Consider the following 21,614-nt stretch of genomic DNA (forward strand, 5'->3'; position numbering starts at 1 on the left):
GACTACCGTCCTGCCTGCTTGGCCATTTCGAGCTCGTAGCCGAGCGGAATTTCCTCTGGGACCTCGAATCCCTCGAACGCCTTGCCCTTGCCCTTGGGGTACCAGAGCGGAGGGCTCATGTTGTAGTGAATTCCTCCGGTTCCCCTGAAGCGGGGACCCTGCACCCAACCGCCCGGGGCCCGCTCGTTCACCTTGTACGTCTGGTAGCGCGTCACTTTTCCACTGGCGTCACGTTCGAACACCGTGTGATCTCCGGTCGCACTTTCGTCCTTCGGCAGGTCCTGCCCACGCGAACGCTTCGCAGGTGCGGCGTCTGCGCCCGTCTCGGGGCAGTTGTGCACGAGGACCGGCGTGGACCCGGCCAGCACATAGTACGTGTGGAGTTGGTTGACGGTCAGGTTGTGGGTGGTGACGGCGTACTGGTAGTTGCGGACTGCTGCGACCGTGAGGGAGGTTCCGTCGGGCTGGCGGAGGCGTTCGCCAACCTGGAGTTCGCCGGCGTCGATCCACTGGTGGCGGGTTTCGCTCCAGTAGGGGTGGTGGTGGGTGGAGGTGATCTTCGCGGGCGGGCCGCGGGGGTTCGCGTCGTTAGTGAGGGTGAGGTCGGTGAAGTCCTTGTCCTCGGGGGTGGTGATGGTGGCCGTGATGGCTTCAGGTCGAGTTTCGCCGGTTTGCGGGTCGGTGGCCATCACCTTGTCGCCAGAGTGGAGATCTTCCAGCGCCTTGGTCGTGCCGTCTGCCATCAGCACCCGGGTGCCGGTGGGGAAGCTGTTGCATTTGGTGGGAGCGGATTCGCTCTCCTTGCCAGCGCCCTTGGTTTCCGCGTCGTCCGCAGCCTTCGCGGACTTTGACTCCGTACTTGCCGCGTCGCTGGCTGTCTCCTTGGCTGCCTTCTCTTCCGCCGCCTTGGCTGCCGCCTTCTCGGCGGCCTTCGCCTCTTCAGCTGCCCTCTTGGCGCGGGTTACCGCTTCGGCTGCTCTGGCAGCGATGCGTTCGCCCTCACGGATGGCGTCGTAGGCTTTGTCTATTTCCTTGTAGATCTTGAAGGCCTTGATGCCGATCTTGATGGCTTTGAAGATCTTGCCCCAGGGCACGGAGCCGAGAGCTGTGTTGATGCAGGCCATGACGTCGCCCTTGGTGAAGCAGTCGCGGGCGTCGTTGTAGCCGATCAGGTCCCCGATCATGTCGATGACCTGGTGCTTGATGTCGTCGCGCTTCTCTTTGGCCCGAGTGACGGTGGTGGTGGCCTGGTCCAGGGCGGTCTCGGCAGTGGTCACCGCCGCATCCGGTGTCGACGCCTTGTTCTTGTCCGCGTAGTACTGGTTGACCTCATCGCATTCGACAGCGCTGTCGCAGCCCATGCGAAGGCCGTTGGCGTCGGTGCGGTTGACCGGGCTGTTGTCGGCGTAGGCGTACGCGTTCCACTGCTGCGGATCCGAGCCGTCGAGGATGGGGTCGGGGCTGATGAAGCGTGCCGTCTTCGGGTCGTATTCGCGCGCCCCGAGGAGGGTGAGGCCGGTGGCCTTCTCCTTGGTGCCGCCGACGAAGCCCTTGTCGCCCGCCCAGGCGCCATCCGCCGGCTGTGTGCCGCGTTCGTTGCCGAACGGGTCGGTGGGGCGGCGGACCTGGGACAGATCGTAAGCATTGAACTGGACACCGTTGGTGCCGTGCGGGTCGGAGGCCTGGTAGGCGAGGGCCGACTTGCCGTCGGCGATCGTGCGAGTGATGGAGAGGCCGCCTGGGGCCGCGTAGGTGCGGACATCGGTGACCTTGCCGGTGGCGGTGTCCAGAGTCAGCTGGTCGGGGCCGAGGTTGAGGGTGGTCTTGCCCGGGTCGCGGCGGATGAGTTGGTTGCCGCCCGTGTCGTACAGGTAGCTGGTGCCCGCGCTTTCACCGGTGCCGGTGATCTTATCGAGCTTGCCCTGGCCGTTCCAGGTCAAGGTCTTGGTGCCCGGAGTGCTGGTGATCGACGCGGTGTTGCCGGTCGCGTCGTAGGTATAAGAGGTCACCTGCGTACCGGACGGACCGGTCTCGGTCGACGACATCAAGGCGTGCGGGCCGCCGGTGCCGCCACCTGTCTTCGGGTCGGAGGAAGGAGTGTTGAGGCCGGTGCCGAAGGTCTGGTTGACCGTCACGTCCTTGGACGCGTCACCAGTGACATCCTTCTTCACCAACTGCGTGCGGTTGCCGAGCTTGTCGTAGCTGTACTTCTGCCAGTACGGGGCGGGGCCGCCAACGCTCGGCTTGCCCGCGCCGTCGACCGCTGGACCGTCGGTGTTCGTGCAGGTACCGACACCGCGGACGCTCGGTTGCAGAGCGGTGGTCTGGCTACCGGTGTCGGTCCAGGCCTGAGTGAGGCGGCCGAGGTAATCGTGGGTGAAGCACTGCAGGTCGGAAGCCACGCCGTCCTGGGCGTCACGGACGGAGGTGACCTGGCCGAGCGGGTTGTAGGTGTAGTCACTGACGTCGACGCTGGCGGTCGGCGCGTTCTGCTTGTCGAGCGTGGAGCGAATGACCCGGCCGGTGGAGTTGTCGTAGTCCTGGGTGGAAACGATCTGGGCGCCGGTGGTACCGACCGTGGTGCGGATGGCACGCCCGTAGGGGTCATAGCGCAGGTCGACGACGTACGGCGTGCGGGTGAGGCCAGTCTTGCCGTCCAGGGACGTCATGTTGCCGCCGACGTCGACTCCGTAGTACAGAGTTTCGGCCGCCATACCCGCCACCGGCGGCAACTTGGTCGTCTGCAGGTGACCGAGCGCGTCGTAGGTGTTGCTGGTCTCGTAGGTGTTGGCGAGGCCCTTTTCGGAGGTGGGGATGGTGGTCTTGCTGCCGAGCGGACGGTATCCGCCGTCGTACCCCGTCACCTGCGAGACATACGCATCTCCGCTGGCTCCGCCGACGAACCGTGTGGTGGAGGACGGTTTGCCAAGAGCCAGCGTGTCGTAGGTAGTCGCGCCGACCTGCTTGGCCGGGTCGACCGCGTTGCCCTCGTAGGTCGCGGTGGTGCGGCCCAGCAGGTCGACGACGCTGGTAGCGCTCTTGCCCCGGGCATCGGTTGCCGTGACGAGGTTCTTCGTGTCGTCGTATGCGGTCGTGGACGTACCGGCATCCGGATCGGTCGACTTCACCATGCGGCCGAGCAGGTCGTAGGCGAACGTCCATTGATTGCCCGCGGAGTCCTTGCGCCACAGCTCCTTGCCCTGGGCGTTGTGGCCGTAGGTCGTCTCGTCGTAGGCGCCGGTGGGGGTGTTGGACTGGTACTGGCGCAGCGCGACCGTCTGGCCAGTACCGTCGGTGATGGACGCGCTCGCGTAGCCGCCCTTGGGCGGGGTTGAGCGGGTCTCGTCCGCGCCCGGGTATTCGGTCTTCGAGCGCCACTGCTCGACGCCGTAGGACTGGAAGACGGTGTCGGTGGCGCGCCCCAGGCCGTCGTAGACCTGGACGGTCTGGGCCGGGATCTTGCTGTCGGGGTTGACTCCGCCGTTGGGCAGGAACAGCTGCCCGGACGGCGCTGCTTCGTTGTTGTAGTAGGCCGCGCTGGTCTTGGTCTGCCAGCCGTGCGAGTCGAACAGTGCATCGGTGATGGTGCGGCCATACGCACCCGAGGGGGCAGTGGCCTGGGTCTGGCGGATGCGGCCAAGACCGTCATAGATCGTGAAGGTCGAGGTGTAGGTGGGTGCGTCGGCCGTGAGGGCTTGACTCAGCACGGTGGACGGGGCGTTGGTGCCGTTCATCGCGTACGAGAACTTGCGCGTGGCCGCTGCGCCCGCCGCGCGGTTGGCACCGGGCTGCCACACGGCGGTGACTCGGCCGAGTGCGTCGTAGTCCTGCTCGGCGACGTGGTTGTTCTCGTCGGTTTGCTTGACCGGGAGGGCACGGCCGATGTCGAGTGTGGTGGCCGCTTTCCAGCCCAGCGGGTTGGTGTGGACGACCTGGTTCGGGAGCGCTCCAGCGGCCGGGGTGTAGTCGGTCGTGGTGGTCGCACCGTTGGGGTGGCTGGCGTCGGTGCGGGTCGGGTCAGTGGTGCTGGTGACCCGGCCGTAGTCGTCGAAGGTGGCGGTGGCGTTCTTCCGGTATACCGGCTTGCCGTCGGCGTCGTAACGCTCCAGGACATCGGTTGCCGTCTGCTCAGCGGTCGCGCCGGCTTCGCCGAGAGGCTTGTTGTCGAAGTAGGAGTGAGTGTCGGCCACAGTGTTGGCGGCGTTCGGCGTCTGGTCGCAGGCGCCTGAGAGCGTGAGGGTGTGCGAGGCCAGTTCGGTGACGGCGCCACCGGGCCCATTGGCGTAAGTGAACGCGGTGCACAGGCGCTGCTCGGGATGGTCCAGATCGCTCTGGTCATCGACCTGGACCGGGCGGGCGGCGAGGGTCGTGTCGTAGCTGGAGGTGCGCTCGGCGGTGCGCCAGTCGCCGCTGGCCAGCTTGGAGTAGGTGGTGACCTTGCCGGTATTGATGGCCCGGGCGGTGATGGCGGGCATGCCGCCGGACTGGGCACGGGTAGCGGTCACCGCGCCCTGCCACGGGGTGGTGATCTCGCTGCTGACCAGGTCGCCGCCATCACGGTCGTAGGTCTGGGTCTGGCGGACGAAGCCGGACAGCACGTTGTCGTCGGTGATGCTCTGGACCTTGGCTGTGGTTCCCGGTGGAGCCACATTGACGGTGACGCTGCGCTTGGAGCCGTTGGCGATGATGTCGCCGTCCATGCCGCGCAGGTAGGTGCTGACACTCTTGGTGCGCGGGGCCTCGGTCAGGTTGCCGTTGCCGGTGCGGGTGGTGACGGTGGCGTAGCCGCGGAACTGGTCCCAGGTGCGGGTCTTGGCGTCGGTGAGCTCGGAGTCGTTGCGGTGCCAGGCGATACCGCCGCCGTACTCGTAGTCGGTGACCTTGGTGGTCGCGGTGCCGAACGTGTCCTGTTCGGTGACGCTCTGGACGATGGTCTTGTTGAACCAGTCGTCGACCGGATCGGGGTAGGACTGGCCCGGCAGGTACCACTTGACCGGCATGCACGCCATCGTGTTGGTGTCCGCGGAGGACGGCATCGTCTTGTTCGTGCGGGAGCACTCGGCCGGCCGGTAGATCACGTTGATCTTGCCGCCGGTCTCAGTGGTGATGGTCTGGATGCGCGGACGCCGGTAGTCGGGCGCCGAGGCCTCGGTGCCATCCGGGCGCACCACGTTGCCGTCGACCCGGTTCGCGATCTGAAGGGGCTGGAAGGTGACCGCCGGCAGGGTGACCGGGGTCTTGCCGTTGGTACCGGTGCGCTGGATGGAGTCCAGCCACAGGGACGGCGACGTGCCGTCCTTGGGATCCTGGAAGGACTGGTTGAGAGCGAACGAGTCGACGCCACGGTAGTCAGTACCGTCGAGGACCTCGGTGTCGATCCGGGTGAGTTGCTTGGTGGTCCAGAACGTCGGTGACAGATTGAGGCACTGCCCGGTGGCTCCGCAGTTCTGGTCGAGGGGGCTGTCGGGCCAGTACGTCTTGTTGGCCTTGGTGCGCTGGTCATCAGCACACGTGACGCTGCCGCTGGGTACGCAGCGCTCCTTGGTGCGGAACCATACCTGCGCGGCGGGCTTCGCCGCGCCCTTCGCCTTGATCTGGTCGGGCAGGCGCTGGCCGTAGCCGACCCACATCGGGTAGCTGCCGCGCTGGTAGACGGTGGGCGTGCCGTTGCCGTTGTTCTGGCCGCCGCCCTTTCCGTAGTAGTTGTCCTCCTGCGCGTAGCGGTAGGTGATCAGGTTCTGGTGGGCGTCAACGACGTAGTCGAGGTTCCACTGCCAGCCCATCTGCGACCAGGAACCCTTTGCCGGAGAGCCGGAGCCCAGGCAGTTGTCGGCGTCACCGGGCCAGTAGACGGGCACGGTGGAGACGGAGTTGGCGGCCGGGTCGCTGCCGTCGCCTCCGGGCAGGTGGTTGGCACCGAAGTAGAACTGGCTGCCATCGGTGGTGGTGACCTTGAAGCCCTCACCGCTCCAGGCCCCGTTGACCTGGCCGGTCAGTCGCTCGACCCTGGTGCCGTCCTCACCCTGCAGGTGCCACTCACACGACTTGTCGTCGCGTACGAGCTGGCCCGCGTGGCCGGCGAGCGAGAGGTTGAGCAGGTCACCGCCCCAGCACTCGTCACCCGAGTCCTTCACACCGGCACTGTCGCAGCTCTTGTACGTACGGGAGATGGAGCCGGGGTGGTAGTCCCAGCCGTCGCCGATCCAGCTGGCCTGGGCGTTGGTGGAGGCGGTCTTGCCGTCCACGGAGGAGGAGTCGTAGCCGAGCGAGATGCTCGGGGCGGGCCCGGCGATCGCGGAGGGGACCTCGACGGTGTAGCCGTAGGTGAAGTTGCCCGCGTTCGCACCAGCCTGCCAGGACGCTGACGGGTTCAGCGGAGAGGCCTTGTAGTCACCTGTTGAGCCGGACGGCCCCGGCTCGACAGCCAGCACCACACTCTGCGGTGCCGAAACCGCCATCGCCATCGGCGACTTGGCGGTGCCACGCGCCATGCTGAACGGGACCTCCACATCGGCCGTCAACCGGCCAGAGGCATCCCGGTGCGAAGCCACCGGCGTGCGCGTCCTACAACCGGCCGCCTGCGGCGTGGCCAGCGCACAAGCAGGAAGCTGCACGACCCGTGCCCGGTCTCCCCAGTTGGCACCTGCGGTCTTGGCCCAGGCAGAGATGTCCAGGGCGACCTGGACCTTGCCAGGAGCCGAACCGGAGCCGGTGTCACTCAGCGAGACGAGGGCGCCGTAGACGCCGGTGGCTGCGGCCTTGCCCGTGTCCGCCACCTCGACGCGCAGCTTGGCATCAGTCGTGGCCACGGACGTGGAACTTGATGCGAGGCCCGTTCGATTCGGGGCGTGGCTGGGGGCGATCCAGACCGGGAGGCTGCCGGCCTGGGTGGGAGTGGTGGATGTTTTCGACCGGGCAGCAGGTGTATCGACCAGTGGTGCGGTCACCGTGCCTGACGGTGTGTTCGCGCCGGTCGGCGGCGCCCATTTGCTTCCCGTGTCCGCTCTTTTGGCCTGCGGCTTGAGACTGCTGCCCTTGACCGGCGGTGCGTCCGGCAGGGGGGTGTTCGGTGGCGTCCAGACTTTGGGTGGCGCCTCCTTCGCCTCGACGGCCGGGAGCCCAGCCCCGGCGAACAGCACCGAGAGCGCGGCGATCACAGCAATCCGTGATCGCCCGGCACCCGAGCGCATGGCAAACCCACCCCGACGAGACAACTGGATCCCCCCACAGGACACAGAAAAACGAAGAACGCCGGGCCGGTGATCGACCCAGACCCACGGACCCTATGGAGCACACGTTCGATCCGTACAGCAAATTCTGAGAATTTCCTTAAGTGACCAATGTCACTCAGGGTGCGCGCGTCAACACAAGCGACAAATGGGTTGTTCGGCTCAAGAACTTCCTTGACAGTCACGATGACGTGAAGGAAATGTGCGCGTGGTCTCTGTCTGTTCACAGTTCACAGCGAGGACCTCCACCTTGAGGCCATCAACTTCCCTTTCGCGGATACCGAGGCCGGGGGCCTCGCGAAGCCGACGCACCTTCAGATCGTGGTTGCGGCCCGTCGCCGGAGCCGCCGTACTGTCCATGGGGCTCGGCTTCCTGGCCGTGCCGACAGCGGCGGCGGACAGCGGCGGCCACGACTTCGGCCCTGCTGACGCCAGTTGGGCGCCCAGCCCGGTCAAGACGCCCACCGGGAACGAGAAGGCACTTCAGGCTGCACGGGCGCAGGCGAAGAACAGCGGCACACCGGTCGTCGTGGACTACATGACGACAGCTAGTTCGCAGACGGTCGCCAACCCCGACGGCACCCTCACCACGGACAACTCTTCCGCTCCCCAGCGTGTGCGGCGGACCGACGGTTCCTGGCAAAACGTCGACCCCACGCTGCATGCCAATACGGACGGCACGATCACCCCGGTCGCCGTGCCCTCCAGCCTCCAGTTCTCAGGGGGCGGTGACGCCCCGATGGCCACCATGACCACTGCGGACGGCAAGAAGCTCGCCCTCAAGGCGCCCTTCCCCCTGCCCAAACCGGTCCTCGACGGAGACAGCGCTCTCTACAAGGGCGTACTACCCGACGTAGACCTGGAGTTGACTGCCACCGCACTGGGCGGCTGGCGTCAGGTCCTGATCGTGCGTACCGCCCAGGCCGCCGCGAACCCGGCAGTCAAGAAGCTTCACCTCGACGTAGTGGCCGACGGCCTGACGGTGACCGCCGATGCGGCGGGCAACCTCAAGGCCGCCGATGCGGACGGCAAGGCACGCTTCACCGCGCCCAGCCCGGTCATGTGGGACTCGGCCACCACTGCCGCACCTTCCGCACAGCCTAAGCAGCAGAAGGCGTTCAGCAGCCTCGCTGCACAAGCCAGCCCCACCGACGTGCCCGTGATCGGAACCTCCAGCACTGATGGGCCCGGTGCGAGCGCCACGGTTACGAAGGTCGCCGCCACCACCACCGCCCAAGGCATAGATCTCGTTCCCGACAGCAAGGTGCTCGGCCAGGGCCAAGGGCCGTGGTTCATCGACCCGGGCTGGAATCCGCCGTCGACGGACAGCAACGGCGTGCAGGCCTGGGCCCAGGTCCAGGAGGCCTACCCCGATACGAACGAATACAACGGCACGCAGTACGGCCAGGACACCCCTGCCACCGGCTACTGCGGCTACGTGGACACCGAGCATCCTTGCAGTCCTGAGGGGCGCACCCGCGCCTACTTCCAGGTCGGCATCGGCGGCTTCCTCCACAACCAGGGTGCCTACATCATTGAGGCTCGGCTGAAGGCCAGCGTCATCGCCGCTTCCAGCCCTTCCACGAAGACGCCGATGAGCCTGTACAACACGGGCACGATCAGCAATCCGACCAGCTGGAACCAGCAGCCATGCGGCACCAGCTCGGTCATGGCAGGCTGCAAGAACATTGGCACCGTGTGGATGTCGGGATCGGGCGACATCGACTACGGCGTCCGCGACACGATCAGAAGTGCTGTTGCCAATGCCTGGCCCAACTTCACCTTCGGCTTCGCCCCGGACGACGAGTACAACAAGTACTACCGTCAGCGGTTCAGCTCGAAAGCCGGGCAGGCGCCCCACCTCGTCATCACGTACGACATCAAGCCCACCGTCAGCAACCCGCGGACCGGCCCGACACCCGGGTTCGCCAGCACCAGCTCGTACTCCGCGTGCAACTCCTCCTGGGACAACGCCGGCTGGATCGGCGCCAATACCGACACCATGCTGACCATCGGCACCAACTCTCCCACCGGGGCGACTCTCAGCACCAAGTTCAAGCTCTGGGACAACGACAACGGCAACAGCACCACGAACTTCGCCACGGGCTGGGCTTCCGGCGGCGATGCGACCGTCAGCGCCGGCGCCTTGGTCGACGGCCACCGATACGGCTGGCAGGCTCTGACCACGGACGACACCCTCACCAGTGATGTCAGCGGAGCCTGCTACTTCCTGGTCGACCGCACGCCGCCCACCGCCACCGTCACCTCCACCGACTTCCCCGCCTCCGGCACCCTCAACGCTCAGCCGAAGTACGCCGGCCAGCCAGGTGTCTTCACCCTGACCGGCACCGACCCGGTACCCGTATCCGGCGGCCGTAGCTCCGGCCTGGCGTGTGCCCGCTGGACGACCGACCCGGTCAAGGCCGCGGCCACTGGATGGAAGTGCACCGACACCACCGCGGGGATCGTGAAACTCTCGGGCGGCAAGGCCGACGTCACGATCACGCCGCCGCACTGGGGTACCAACTTCGTCTACCTGCAGACCCAGGACGACGCGGGCAACATGTCCCAGCCCGCCGTCTACAGCTACTACGCACCGGTCAATCCGAACGACCCAGTCAAGCCCGTCTTCGGCGATGTCAACGGCGACAAGGTCCCGGACGTCCTGCTGCCCGACTCCGCCGGCGACCTGCGCCGCATCGGTGGCGGGACCGACCCCAACACAGCGCCCAACGCACCGTTCAAGACCGCCGACGACACCGACCCCCGGGCCGGCTTCCACGCTTCGCCCAACGGCAACGGCTGGAAGAACACCCAGACCACCCACCGCGGCAGCCTGGGCTACAAGACTGTCGACGACCTGATCGCCCACCAGCCTGGCGACAACAATCTCTACCTCTACCCCAACGACACGGCAAGCAGCCGCTTCGACGCCCAATTCAAGATCATCATGGCCAAGCCCACCAGCTGCGCCAAGTCCGACGCCTCCACCAGCATTTCCTGCGCCGACTACGGCTACAGCAGCGACTGGTCGAAGGTCACCCAGATTGCGGCGTTCGGCTCCCTGGCGGGCGACTCTGCCCGCCAACTGCCCGGCACCAACCAATACACGCTCAACCAAACCGCGCTGCTCTTCGTGGAAAACGGGCGGCTGTGGCTGGGACCGCCGGGGTCCATCAATCAGGTGGACTCCCCAGCCATCCTGATCTCCGGCAACGACCAGCAGTGGGACAACTATGATCTGATCACCCCGGGCCGGGCCAAGGGCAGCGACCTGCCCACTCTCTGGGCCCGGTCCAAGTCCGACGGCACTATCCGTGCCTTCCCCGTCAAGGGGACCACCGACGCGCCCGACCTGAGCGGATTCACCGCCCCCGGCCTGGGCACAGTCCTCGGCACCGTCGACCCTGCCCGCTACCCGCGCATCGGCTCCGACGGCGACCTCACTGGCGACGGCATCCCGGACCTGTGGGCCGTCGACACCAACCAGCAGCTCGTCTCGTGGAACGGCACCGGCACTGCGCCGACCACCCAAAACCCGCACCCGGACGTCACTGGCCTCTCCCCGGACCTGACGCCGCAGGGCAACCTCAACAGGCCTACAGCGGCCTGGAACCTGACCGGCCCGGCCGCCGACGGCACCGTCCCCAGCAGCACCGGCAGCTACCCCGTCACCCCGGCCAACATCAGCTGGCCGACCGGCATCATCGACGGCCGGCGCACTGACTACGCCGCGTTCAACGGGCCCCAATCGACGATCAGCACCAGCGCCTCCGTCATCGACACCCGCAACAGCTTCACCATCAGCGCCTGGGCGAAGGCCTCTGGCGCCGGCGGCGTGATTGTCAGCCAGGACAACCCTGCGGCCCAGCAGAGTGACTTCCTCCTCTACCCGGACCCCGACGGCAGCACCTGGCGCTTCGCCCTCAGCAACCGCACGAAAATCACGTCCAACTGGCAGTACGACAACACCGACACCGTCAACGCCCAGGCCCGCATCAACCCCAATGTCTGGACCCGGCTCACCGCCGTCTACAACGCGGACACCGGCCGGATGAGCCTGTACGCCAACGCCGTACTCGTGGGCTCCGGCAATCACAACAAGGCCAACAGTCCCGCGCCCACCGGCCCGCTCGTCTTCGGCCGCTACCAGGCCAAGGGCGCGCCCAACTCCATGAGCACAGGGCTGTACGGAGGCGTCAGCAACCTCGCGATCTACCCGTACGCCGCCTCACTCACCACCCCCGACGCCCGCGGCCCCGTCACCGTCACCAGCTCTGCCGCCACCTGCATCGACACCGACGGCGGGCAGAGCACCGACGGCACAAAGGTTCAGATCTACACCTGCAACCAAACTGCCGCCCAGCAGCTCGAGCTCCGCGACGACGGCTCACTGCGCGTCCAGGGAAAGTGCGTCGAGACCGTCAACAGCGGCACCGCCAACGGCACCCTGATCCAGCTCATGACCTGCAAGGGCACCGCGAACCAGCAGTGGCAGGCCCGTGCCGACGGCAGCTACCTCAATGTCAACGCCCAGCGCTGCATCGACCGGAACAACAACACCCTCGCCAACAAAACGCAGCTGCAGCTGTGGGACTGCAAGGGCATCGACTCCCAGACCTGGACCACCCCCAGCCTTGGCACCGCTGCCCTGCCCGCCCCCGCACCGCTGCCCGACAACGGCAAGGCGCCCACGCTGCCGGACAGCGGACTGCTCCACAACGCCAACAGCCGCTCCTGCCTGGAGATCAACAACTCCAGCAAGGACGATGGAGAGGCCGCCCAGCAGTGGGCGTGCAACGGACAGGCCGGCGCCAACTGGCAGTTCCACCCCACCGCCACCGCGGGTGTTTACGAGATCGTCAACGCCAATAGCGGCAAGTGCCTGGAAATCGGCAACGCCAACACGGCCAACGGCGCCCACGCCCAGCAATGGACCTGCGTCCACAACGCCGCACAACAGTGGACCATCCAGCCCATCGACAACACAGGCAACTGGAACATCACCAACCTCAACAGCGGCAAAGCCCTGGAAATCGACAGCTCCAGCAAGGCCGACGGAGCCCCCGCCCAGCAATGGACCCACACCGCCGACCCCAACCAGCCCAACCAGAGCTGGTACCTGTAGCCAGCACCAACTGACATAGCGTCACAGCACCACCTGCACCACCAACGGCCGGCCGCCTACCTCGCCACGGGGAAGGCGGCCGGCCGTCAGTCTGTCGAGCCCCTCCCCCAGGGCACTCCGATCGAGCAAACGGGATGCCGGGTGATCCGGCGGGATGTCAACGTCCATCTTCGGCGCGTCCGCGATGGTAGCGAGGAGCAGGACGCTTCATCAGTACCGCCGCCGCGGGAACGGCCACGACAGCGAGTTGTCGCAACCCAACGGCCCGCCAGAGGGCCAAGCGACGTACCCCGAACCTGCTGGTAGGGCAAACGGCGGACCGTGGCCCTCGCTCTCCAGCCCAAACTGTCCGCCGCTGGGAATCCCATCGTCCGCTCCGGCGCAGCAGGTGCCACGCACAGGAGACGGCGCTGGTCAGGGCCCGATCCGCCAGCAGCAAGCCCACCATACGAAGCAGGGCAGTGACTCGGCGGACACAACTCACTCACGGACACGCCCGCGCAGAACGTCGGCAAGTCCAGGGGGCCTTCTTAAAAATCTTCAGCGAGCTTTCGCGGACTGGGGTGAGAGAAAAAGTGCTGGTCAGCGCCCGATTCGCCCAGGGCTTGGCCGACACACGGCAGGGCTACAGCTCCCTGGCAGCAGACCGGTAGCGACCTGGAGGCAAGGCTGTGACGGGGGCGGCTGGCGCGATGGGCGGCGACCCCATCCGCCGCATCGAGGCTAGGAGCCGCCATGCGCCCCACGTCCCTTCGTCCCCACCGCCCGCTCTCGTTGGTGTCACCCCTGGACCAGGTCGAGTCCGCGTTCCTCTCGCTGGCCGCAGGGGCCAGCCCGCTCTGCGTGCCGGTGGCGCTGTCCGCCGACTCAGACACCGTCAGCTCGCTGTCCGTCGCCCGGGTCCGTGCGCAGATGGTGCACCCCAGCTGCACCGAGCGGGCCCGTGCCGCGGTGTGGAGTGAAATCCTGCGCCGACGGGCGCTGTTCGGGGAGCCGTGGGGCACCGTCGCCGTCGGCCTCACCATCCCCGCGCTGCGGCGCACCTTGTCCCGGCTGCCGCGACTGGTGGAAGTGGAGGCATGTGAGCTGGAGCAGGAGGTCCTGGCGGCGGTCATCGCCGAACTCGCCGTCCTGACCATGGATGAGCCGCAGGCCGGGCTGCGGCTGGTGCGGGCCGGTGACCGGGCCGCGCACCGTCTGCTGTACGCCGCGCAGCGCACACGGCGCATCGAGGCCCTGCCGCTCGATGAGAACGCGGTGCCGCAGCCCCTGGCCGCCCGAGGCATGGCGGAGGTGTTCGCCGTGCTCCTGCGGGCCGTCCGTGCCGGGGTCCTCACCGAGAGGGAGGCTGAACTCATCGCACAGACCAGGCTGGAGCGCCAGGTGATGGCCAAGGCGGCGAGCACGGTGGGTATGAGTGTGCGCGCCGCCTTCCGCCACCGGGGCGCCGCCGAGCGGCGCCTGGCAGGCGCGCTGGCTGCGCAGGAGTTCTGAGGCCCCGGTGGCACGATCGGGCCCCGCTTTTCTCCTTAAGAGAGTGAGAGCACCTACGGAACCCCCAGTGTCGTAGCCACTCTCATCTCCCTCTCGTCCCTGGGAGTTCGGGCACGGCGTCTCGTGCTGACACCCCGAACCCGCCCCTCCCGCATCCAGCGGCTCACCTTGCCTGCAAGGAGGTGAAGCGCTGTCGCGGGCCAGCCTGGACTCCCAGGGACGGAACTCTCATCGCCCCTCTCCTCCTTTCTCGCTCACCTGCTGCCTGCGCCTTCACGAGGAGGTGTGTGTCCGTGCCCGTACTTCTGCGCCCGCTGCGGGCAAGGACCCGCCGACTGACGTGGCGCCAACTGGGCCGTATCGCTGTCCGGGTCCTGTTCATGACGGCATGCGCGCTCGCCGCCCTGCTGGCGCATCCACGGAGCTCGTGGGCCGTCGCGGACGTCCCCACAGTGATCAACAATCTGCGGAACTGGATCCTGGGGCTGCTGACCGGACTGGCCACGCTGTTCCTCACCTTCGGCGGGCTGCGCTACCTGATGGCCGGAGGTGACCCGGGCGAAGTCGAGGCGGCCAAACGGGCCTTGAAGGCCGCGGCCATCGGCTACGGCCTGGCCATCCTCGCCCCCGTCCTGGTCACCGTCCTGCAGAGCATCGTCGGAGCCGGAACATGACGGCCCGCCGCATCCTCGCCTCCGTTGTGGTGACAACCGCGCTGCTGCTTGGCGCGACGGCCCTGGTCTCGCCGCCTGCGCACGCCACTTCGGTCTCCGCCCCGGCCGGGATCCGGTTGGCGCCTGCTGAGCCCGAACCTGTCCCGGCAGCCGCACCTGCGCCGCAACTCACACCGGCCCCAGCGCCCACACCCGGCCCGACCCCGCAACCGACCCCCGCTCCCGCACCGGGGCCGCTCCCGACACCCGGCCCTTCCACACCGCGCCCCCAGCCGTCTCGCCCGCCGGAGCCCGCACCGGGCTTGGTCCCGCCCGCCTGCGAGGTGGCCGGGATCCCCTGTGACAAGGGCAGCACCGGCTTCGGCAGCCTCCTCGATGTCCCCGCCGTGATCGTCAATGCGATCACGGCATTCCTCGGGACACTCGTCGACCAGATCATGAAGCCGCTGCGGGAACTCCTCGGCGCCACCCTGCTGTCCACGCCCGATGTCACCGAGCAGGCCGACATCAAACGCCTGTGGACCGGTTCCCTCGGACTCGCGGGCGGGATCTACGTGCTGTTCGTGACCGCGGGCGGGCTCACGGTCATGGCGCACGAGACCCTGCAGAGCCGCTACGCGCTCAAGCAGATCGCGCCGCGCCTGCTGATCGGGATCATCGCCGCTGCGATCTCGCTGACCGCGACGGGCAAGGCCATCTCCCTGGCCAACGCTCTCTCCCACGCTCTCATGGGTACCGACGCCTCCGACGCCGGCAAGGGACTGATCGAACGGGTCATCCCGTTCGCTCTGTTCGGTGGCCAGGGCTTGGCCCTGTACGTGTTGTTGATCGCGATCCTCATGATCCTTCTGATCCTGGCCGTCCTCGTCGGCTACATCGTCCGGGTCGCGGTCATCGCGGTGATCGCCGTCTCGGGGCCGCTCGCCCTGTCCTGCTACGCGCACCCGGTCACCGACCAGGTGGCCCGGATGTGGTGGCGCGCGCTGGCCGGGTGTCTGACGATCCAGGTCGCCCAGTCCGTCACGCTGATCGTCGCGCTGAAGGTGTTCTTCGCCCCGGGGGCCACCCTGCTCGGCTTCCCCAAGCCGAACCAGCTCGGGACTCTGCTGGCCGGGCTCGCCCTGTTCTGGATCCTGTTCAAGATCCCGGGCTGGTGTGCGCGAGTCGTCTTCCGTTCCACTCCCCTGCACCCCCAACTCCCCGCTCCGCTGCGGATGTTGCAGTCGGTTGCCTTGTGGCGACTGATCAACCGGTACGTTCCCGGCGCCGCGGTGCTGCGCCGTCGCGCCGGGGGTGGCGGTGGTGGGCGGCCTGGCGGACCGGGTGGGCGCGGTAGACCGTCGGGCGGCCCGCGCGGTGGTGGTAGCCGTCCCGGCCGTGCACCGGGCGGTGGGGGTGGTGGCCGGCTCCCGGTGCCGGGCGGCCTCGCCGGACTCGCCCTGCGCCGGGGCAGGGCCCTGGTCGCGAGAGCCCGCTCGCGCGCCAGCAGTCGTGCGCCCGCTGCCACAGCGGCAACCGGAGGCCACGTCGCCACCCCCACCGGCTTGCGCACGGCTCGGCGCGGTGGCGCACCGCCCGGCCCAGCGCGCGGGACCGCAGGCCCCCGCTCGGTCATCCATCCCTCGCAGGCCCGTCGCACCCGGCAGTTGACGCTGCCCATTCCTGCCAAGCGCGTCCCGGCCCGTCCCGGGCGGCCAATCCAGCTGAGCCTGCCGGTCACCGCTCAGCGAGTGCCGCGCAACGCCCGCACCACCTCCAACCCCCTGGCAGGCGCGCCCCCGGCGGCGCCCCGGCCAGCCGCCGTACCGGCGCCGGTACGGCGTGTGCGACAGATGGCGCTCCCGGTACCCGCCGCCCGCGTCCGCACCCGCCCGGTCCGGCCTGTGCAGTTGCGTCTGCCCCTTGAACCACCCGCTCCCCCGTCCCCTTCCCGGAGGTGAACCGCGATGACCGCCGACCTGGACGACGAGCACGTGACCTCGGCCCGGATCCCCGCCGATGTGTCCAAGGCCGACCGCATTCTTGGCCCGTTGACCGCACGTCAGACCGCGATCCTGGCCGTCGCCGGGCTGATGCTGTACGGCGGGTACTGGGCATCTCGCCCGTTCATGCATCCCCTCGCCTATGCGGCGCTGACCGCGCCGGTCGCGGTGGTCGTGACGGTCATCGCGGTGGGGCGGCGGGACGGCATCGGCCTGGACCGTCTCCTGCTCGCCGCCGTCCACTACCACCGCACGCCCAAACGGCGCGTTCCCGCTGCCGAAGGCGTCCAGCCACTCCCGGAGTTCGTTCCCGCAGAGTGGCGGACGCAGGTCGGCCCAGCCCCAGCCGTGCTCGACCTGCCATGCCGGGAGGTATCCGAGACCGGTGTGCTGGGCCTCGCGAGGGATGGGCACAGTGCGCTCGCGGTGTGCTCCACGGTCAATTTCCACCTGCGCACCGGCGGGGAACAGCAGGCGCTGACCGAAGCGTTCGCCCGCTGGCTCAACTCGCTGACCGGTCCGACCCAGGTCCTGGTGCGCGCCCACCGCCTCGACGTCACCCCCCTCGTCGACGAGCTAACCCAGCTCGCACCTACGCTGACGCACCCCGCGCTGGAGCGGGCCGCGCGCGCTCATGGCGGCTTCCTCACCGGGCTCGCCGCGGAACGGGACCTGCTCACCCGCCAGGTCCTGCTGGTGACCCGCGAGCCCGCAGCTTCCAGCGGGGCGCGGGCGAGCCATCGCCTCACCGAAGCCGCGCGCGCTCTGGAAGCCGCCGAGATCACCGTCACACCGCTGGACACGGAGGCAGCCACCGACATGGTCCGTCCCGCCGCCGACCCCGACGCGCTCCCCCTGGCAGGCCTGTGATGCTCCACCGACTCCTTGACCACCGAACTCGTAACTCCAGCCGGGTGGTTGATGCGAGCGCTGAGCTGGCCTTCCTGGGACCGGACGCGATTGAAGTCCATTCCCGCACCCTGGCGGTGGGTAGTCATCTCGCCGCCACGCTGATCGTGACCGGCTATCCGGCCGAGGTCGTTCCCGGCTGGCTTGATCCGCTGCTGACCTACCCCGGCCGCCTCGACATCGCCCTGCACATCGAACCGACTCCCAGCCCTTTGGCCGCGCAGCAGCTCAAGAAGCAGCGGGCCCGCCTGGAATCCTCGCGCCGCACCGACTGGGGCCACGGGCGCCTGGACGACCCGGACACCGAGGCAGCCGCCCAGGACGCAGCCGACCTCGCGTACCGCATCGCCCGCGGCGAGGGGAAACTCTTCCAGCTCGGCCTGTACATGACCGTCTACGGCCAGGACGAGGAGCACCTGGCGGACGAGGTGGCACAGGTCCGTGCGATCGCCGAGTCCCTGCTGGTGTCGACCGCGCCTGCCACCTACCGGGCGTTGCCCGGCTGGCTGGCCACCCTCCCCTTCGGCCTGGACACGCTGAAGGTGCGGCGCACCTTCGACACCGAGGCGCTGGCCGCCTGTTTCCCCTTCGCCTCTCCCGACCTGCCCGCGAGCGCCGCGATGTCGCCGGGCGGTGTGCTGTACGGGGTCAATACGGCCAGTGGGTCGCTGGTGTTGTGGGACCGCTTCGCCCAGGACAACTACAACTCGATCCTGTTGGCGCGGTCCGGGGCCGGCAAGTCGTATCTGACGAAGCTGGAGCTGCTGCGGCTGCTGTTCACCGGTACCGAGGCGATGGTCATCGACCCCGAGGACGAGTACGTACGCCTGGCCGAGGCGGTCGGTGGCAGCGTCATCCGCCTCGGTGACCCCGATGTGCGGCTCAACCCCTTCGACCTGCCCCCGAGGGGTGAGGAGGGCGAGGATGTCCTGACCCGGCGGGTGCTGTTCCTGCACACCTTCCTGGCCGTCCTGCTCGGCAGTGAACTCTCCGCCACCGAACGGGCCGTGCTGGACAAGGCGGTGCTGGCCACCTACCGCGCGGCCGGGATCACTGCCGATCCGGCCACGTGGACGCGCCCGGCGCCGCGGCTGGGCGATCTCGCCGCCCAGCTGACGGCCTTGCCGGATCCGGCAGCGGGCACCCTGGCCGCGCGTCTGGACCCGTACGTGGCCGGTTCGCACCGGCAGTTGTTCGCGGGTCCCACCACGACCCGGCCCGCCGGGCACCTGGTCGTCTTCTCCCTTCGGGAGATCCCCGAGGAGCTGAAGAGTGCGGGCATGCTGCTGGCTCTTGATGCGATCTGGCAGCAGGTGGCCCACACCGGTGCGCGCCGCAGGCGTCTGATCGTGGTCGACGAGGCGTGGCTCTTGATGCGGGACGGCCACGGGGCACGGTTCCTGTTCAAGATGGCCAAGGCGGCGCGCAAGTACTGGACGGGCCTTGCGGTGGTCACCCAGGACGCCGACGACGTCCTGGCGTCCGATCTCGGGAGGGCGATTGTCAGCAACGCGGCCACCCAGCTGCTGATGCGTCAGGCCCCGCAGGCCATCGACCAGATCGGAGGCGCCTTCCGTCTCTCCCGGGGCGAGCGTCATCATCTGCTGTCTGCGCCCCGGGGCTGTGCTCTCCTGCTGTCGGGCCGTACGAAGATCTCGTTCAGCCCTCTCGCCTCCCCCGACGAACACGACCTCATCACCACGGACCCGGTCGAGCTCCAGGCCCGCGAGCAGGATCCGCAGGACGAGGCGGACGACCCGTACGGGCTGCCGGACCTGACAGGCCTCGAACCATGAGCGCCCAGGGTCCGGGCGGACTGCTCGGCGACTTCCTGACCGACCCCAACCGCCTGGTCCCTGCGCTGATTGACGCCAGTGTTGGCTATCTCGCGGGCTCCTGGCCGTGGCTGGCTCCGATCGCCGTGCTGGCGGCCGCCGCCACAGTCGCCGGGCGCACCACACTCCTGCGGCGGCGCCAGCGGGTGCTCGGCGACGGGGCGCGCCTGGTGACCGTGCTCGCCCCGCCCACCGTGCCCGCTGGGGGCGGCGAAGTGCTCTGGGCCCAGCTGTCGGGCCTGCTCAGACCCTGGTACCAGCGCCTGCTGCACGGTCAGCCGCACGTCGGCTTCGAATACGCCTGGAGCAGCGGCGGGTTGTCCGTGCGGCTGTGGCTGCCCGGCAGTATCGCCACCGCGCTCGTGCGCCGCGCTGTCGAGGCCGCCTGGCCCGGCGCCCACACCACCCTCACCGATGCCACCGCCCCGTTCCCCGCGACGCACGAGTGCACGGCTGGGCGTCTACGGCTGGCCCGCCCGGAGATCCTGCCGCTCCGCACCGACCACAAGAGTGATCCGCTGCGCGCGCTGCTCCAGGCCGCGACCGGTATGGCCGACGGCGAACACGCCCTCGTGCAGGTGCTGGCCCGCCCCGCGACCGGAGCCCGGCTGCGCCGCGCCCAACGCCAGGCCCGCCGCCTGAAAGCCGGCCGCACCGCACCCCGCCCATCGTCGGTCTTCCGGCTGTTCGCCCACACCCCGCAGCGCACCACCCCGGCCGCCACCGACCCCTCCCACGGCACCGAGGTACGCCAGAGCGTCAATAAACTCACCGGCCCCCAGTGGGAGGTCCAACTCCGCTACGCCGCAGCCCTCCCCTCCACAACCGCCTCTCCCGACGACCTCCGGGCCCGACTGCGCGGCCGGGCCCACGCCCTCGCCTCCGCGTTCTCGCTGTACGCGGCCCGCAACTGGCTCTCCCGCCACCGCCTGCCCGCCCCGCACCCGGCCTTGAGCAGCCGCCACTTCCTGGGGCGCGGCGATTTGCTGTCGGTGCCCGAACTCGCCGCCCTCGCCCACCTTCCCGTCGACGCCGACGCCCCCGGCCTGGCCCGCGCGGGCGCCCGCTCCATCGCACCGCCCCCGACCGTCCCCCGCCCCGGGCCTGGCATCAGACCGCTCGGCTGCGCGGACACCGGCAATCGCCGCGCCGTCGGGCTCACGGTGCCCGATGCCCGCCATCACCTCCACCTCATGGGCGCCACCGGCTCCGGGAAATCCACGCTGGTCGGCAACCTCGTCCTCGACGACGTCGACGCGGGCCGCGGCGCGATCGTCATCGACCCCAAGGGCGACCTCGTCGCCGACCTCCTGCACCGCCTACCGAACTCGTGCGCCGAGCGGCTCGTGGTGATCGACCCCGACGATGTCCACGTCCCGCCCTGCCTGAACGTGCTGGACGGCACGGACATCGACGTCGTCGTCGACAACATCACCGGCATCTTCCGCCGCATCTTCTCCGCGTTCTGGGGCCCGCGGACCGACGACATCATGCGGGCGGCCTGCCTCACCCTGCTGCGCCACGCGGCGGCCACCCAGCGTCTGGTCACCCTCGCCGACATCCCGCGCCTGCTCGGCGAACCCGCCTACCGCCTCCGCATGGTCCCCACCGTCAAGGACCCCGTCCTCAAAGGGTTCTGGATGTGGTACGAGTCGCTATCCGAGCCCTCCCGCGCAGCGGTGGTCGGACCGGTGATGAACAAACTCCGCGCGTTCCTGCTGCGCTCCTTCGCCCGAGCGGCCATCGCCTCCGGAGAGTCCACCTTCCACCTGCCCGACGTCCTGGACGGCGGCATCCTCCTGGCCCGCCTCCCCAAAGGCGCCCTGGGGGAGGAAACCTGCCGGCTGCTCGGCTCCTTCATCGTCGCCAAGACCTGGCAGGCCGCCGCCGCCCGCGCCCGCACCCCCGAAACCGACCGCATCGACGCCTCCCTCTACATCGACGAGGCCCACAACTTCCTCACCCTCCCCTACCCGCTGGAGGACATGCTCGCCGAGGCCCGCGGCTACCGGCTGTCCATGGTCCTGGCCCACCAGCACCTCGCCCAGCTCCCCCGCGACCTGCGCGAAGGGATCTCCGCCAACGCCCGCAACAAGATCTTCTTCAACACCTCCCCCGAAGACGCTGCCCAGCTGGAGCGGCACACCCTGCCCACCCTTGGCGCCCACGACCTGGCCCACCTCGGCCCCTACCAGGCCGCCGCCCACCTCCTGGCCGGCGGCGCCAAAGCCGCAGCGTTCACCCTCACCACCCGCCCCCTGACCCCGGCCGTGCCCGGGCGCTCGGCCGAACTGCGGGCCGCAGCCGCCCGCCGGGTCGGCGGCACCACCAGCCGCTCGCCCCACCTGCCCCTCTAGGCCCCC

8 protein-coding genes are annotated in these 21,614 nt (G+C 68.8%); 7 read left to right on the forward strand and 1 reads right to left on the reverse strand.

The window, feature by feature from the left end; translation table 11 throughout:
- Positions 1-2: 2 nt before the first annotated feature.
- Positions 3-6,809, reverse strand: a complete 6,807-nt coding sequence (locus tag OG522_RS06800; protein WP_329462035.1) for a polymorphic toxin-type HINT domain-containing protein — start codon at positions 6,807-6,809, stop codon at positions 3-5.
- A gap of 745 nt (positions 6,810-7,554) precedes the next feature.
- Between OG522_RS06800 and OG522_RS06805 the strand changes: the two genes are divergently transcribed.
- The 7 genes from OG522_RS06805 to OG522_RS06835 all read left to right on the forward strand — a co-directional run bounded on the left by OG522_RS06805 (position 7,555) and on the right by OG522_RS06835 (position 21,608).
- Positions 7,555-12,357 carry an RICIN domain-containing protein gene (locus OG522_RS06805; protein ID WP_329462036.1) on the forward strand — a complete coding sequence of 1,601 codons (4,803 nt, stop codon included), beginning with the start codon at positions 7,555-7,557 and terminating at the stop codon, positions 12,355-12,357.
- 735 nt (positions 12,358-13,092) lie between these two features.
- Positions 13,093-13,851: a hypothetical protein gene (locus tag OG522_RS06810; RefSeq protein ID WP_329462037.1), complete on the forward strand. Its 759-nt coding sequence runs from the start codon at positions 13,093-13,095 to the stop codon at positions 13,849-13,851.
- Between the two features lie 380 nt (positions 13,852-14,231).
- Positions 14,232-14,525: a pilin gene (locus tag OG522_RS06815; protein WP_329467507.1), complete on the forward strand. Its 294-nt coding sequence runs from the start codon at positions 14,232-14,234 to the stop codon at positions 14,523-14,525.
- A gap of 302 nt (positions 14,526-14,827) precedes the next feature.
- Entirely contained in the window at positions 14,828-16,465 is a 1,638-nt protein-coding gene (locus OG522_RS06820) for a hypothetical protein (protein ID WP_329462038.1), read from the forward strand.
- Between the two features lie 6 nt (positions 16,466-16,471).
- Positions 16,472-17,377, forward strand: coding sequence for a PrgI family protein (locus OG522_RS06825; protein ID WP_329462039.1), 906 nt, complete (start codon positions 16,472-16,474; stop codon positions 17,375-17,377).
- A 44-nt stretch (positions 17,378-17,421) separates the two neighbouring features.
- Positions 17,422-19,212 carry a VirB4 family type IV secretion system protein gene (locus tag OG522_RS06830; RefSeq protein ID WP_443074666.1) on the forward strand — a complete coding sequence of 597 codons (1,791 nt, stop codon included), beginning with the start codon at positions 17,422-17,424 and terminating at the stop codon, positions 19,210-19,212.
- On the forward strand, positions 19,209-21,608 hold the full coding sequence (locus tag OG522_RS06835) for a type IV secretory system conjugative DNA transfer family protein (protein ID WP_329462041.1): 2,400 nt from the start codon (positions 19,209-19,211) through the stop codon (positions 21,606-21,608). The genes OG522_RS06830 and OG522_RS06835 overlap by 4 nt, the downstream gene beginning before the upstream one ends.
- The last annotated feature ends 6 nt before the right edge of the window (positions 21,609-21,614 follow it).

Source organism: Streptomyces sp. NBC_01431, from assembly GCF_036231355.1.
Lineage (GTDB): Bacteria > Actinomycetota > Actinomycetes > Streptomycetales > Streptomycetaceae > Streptomyces.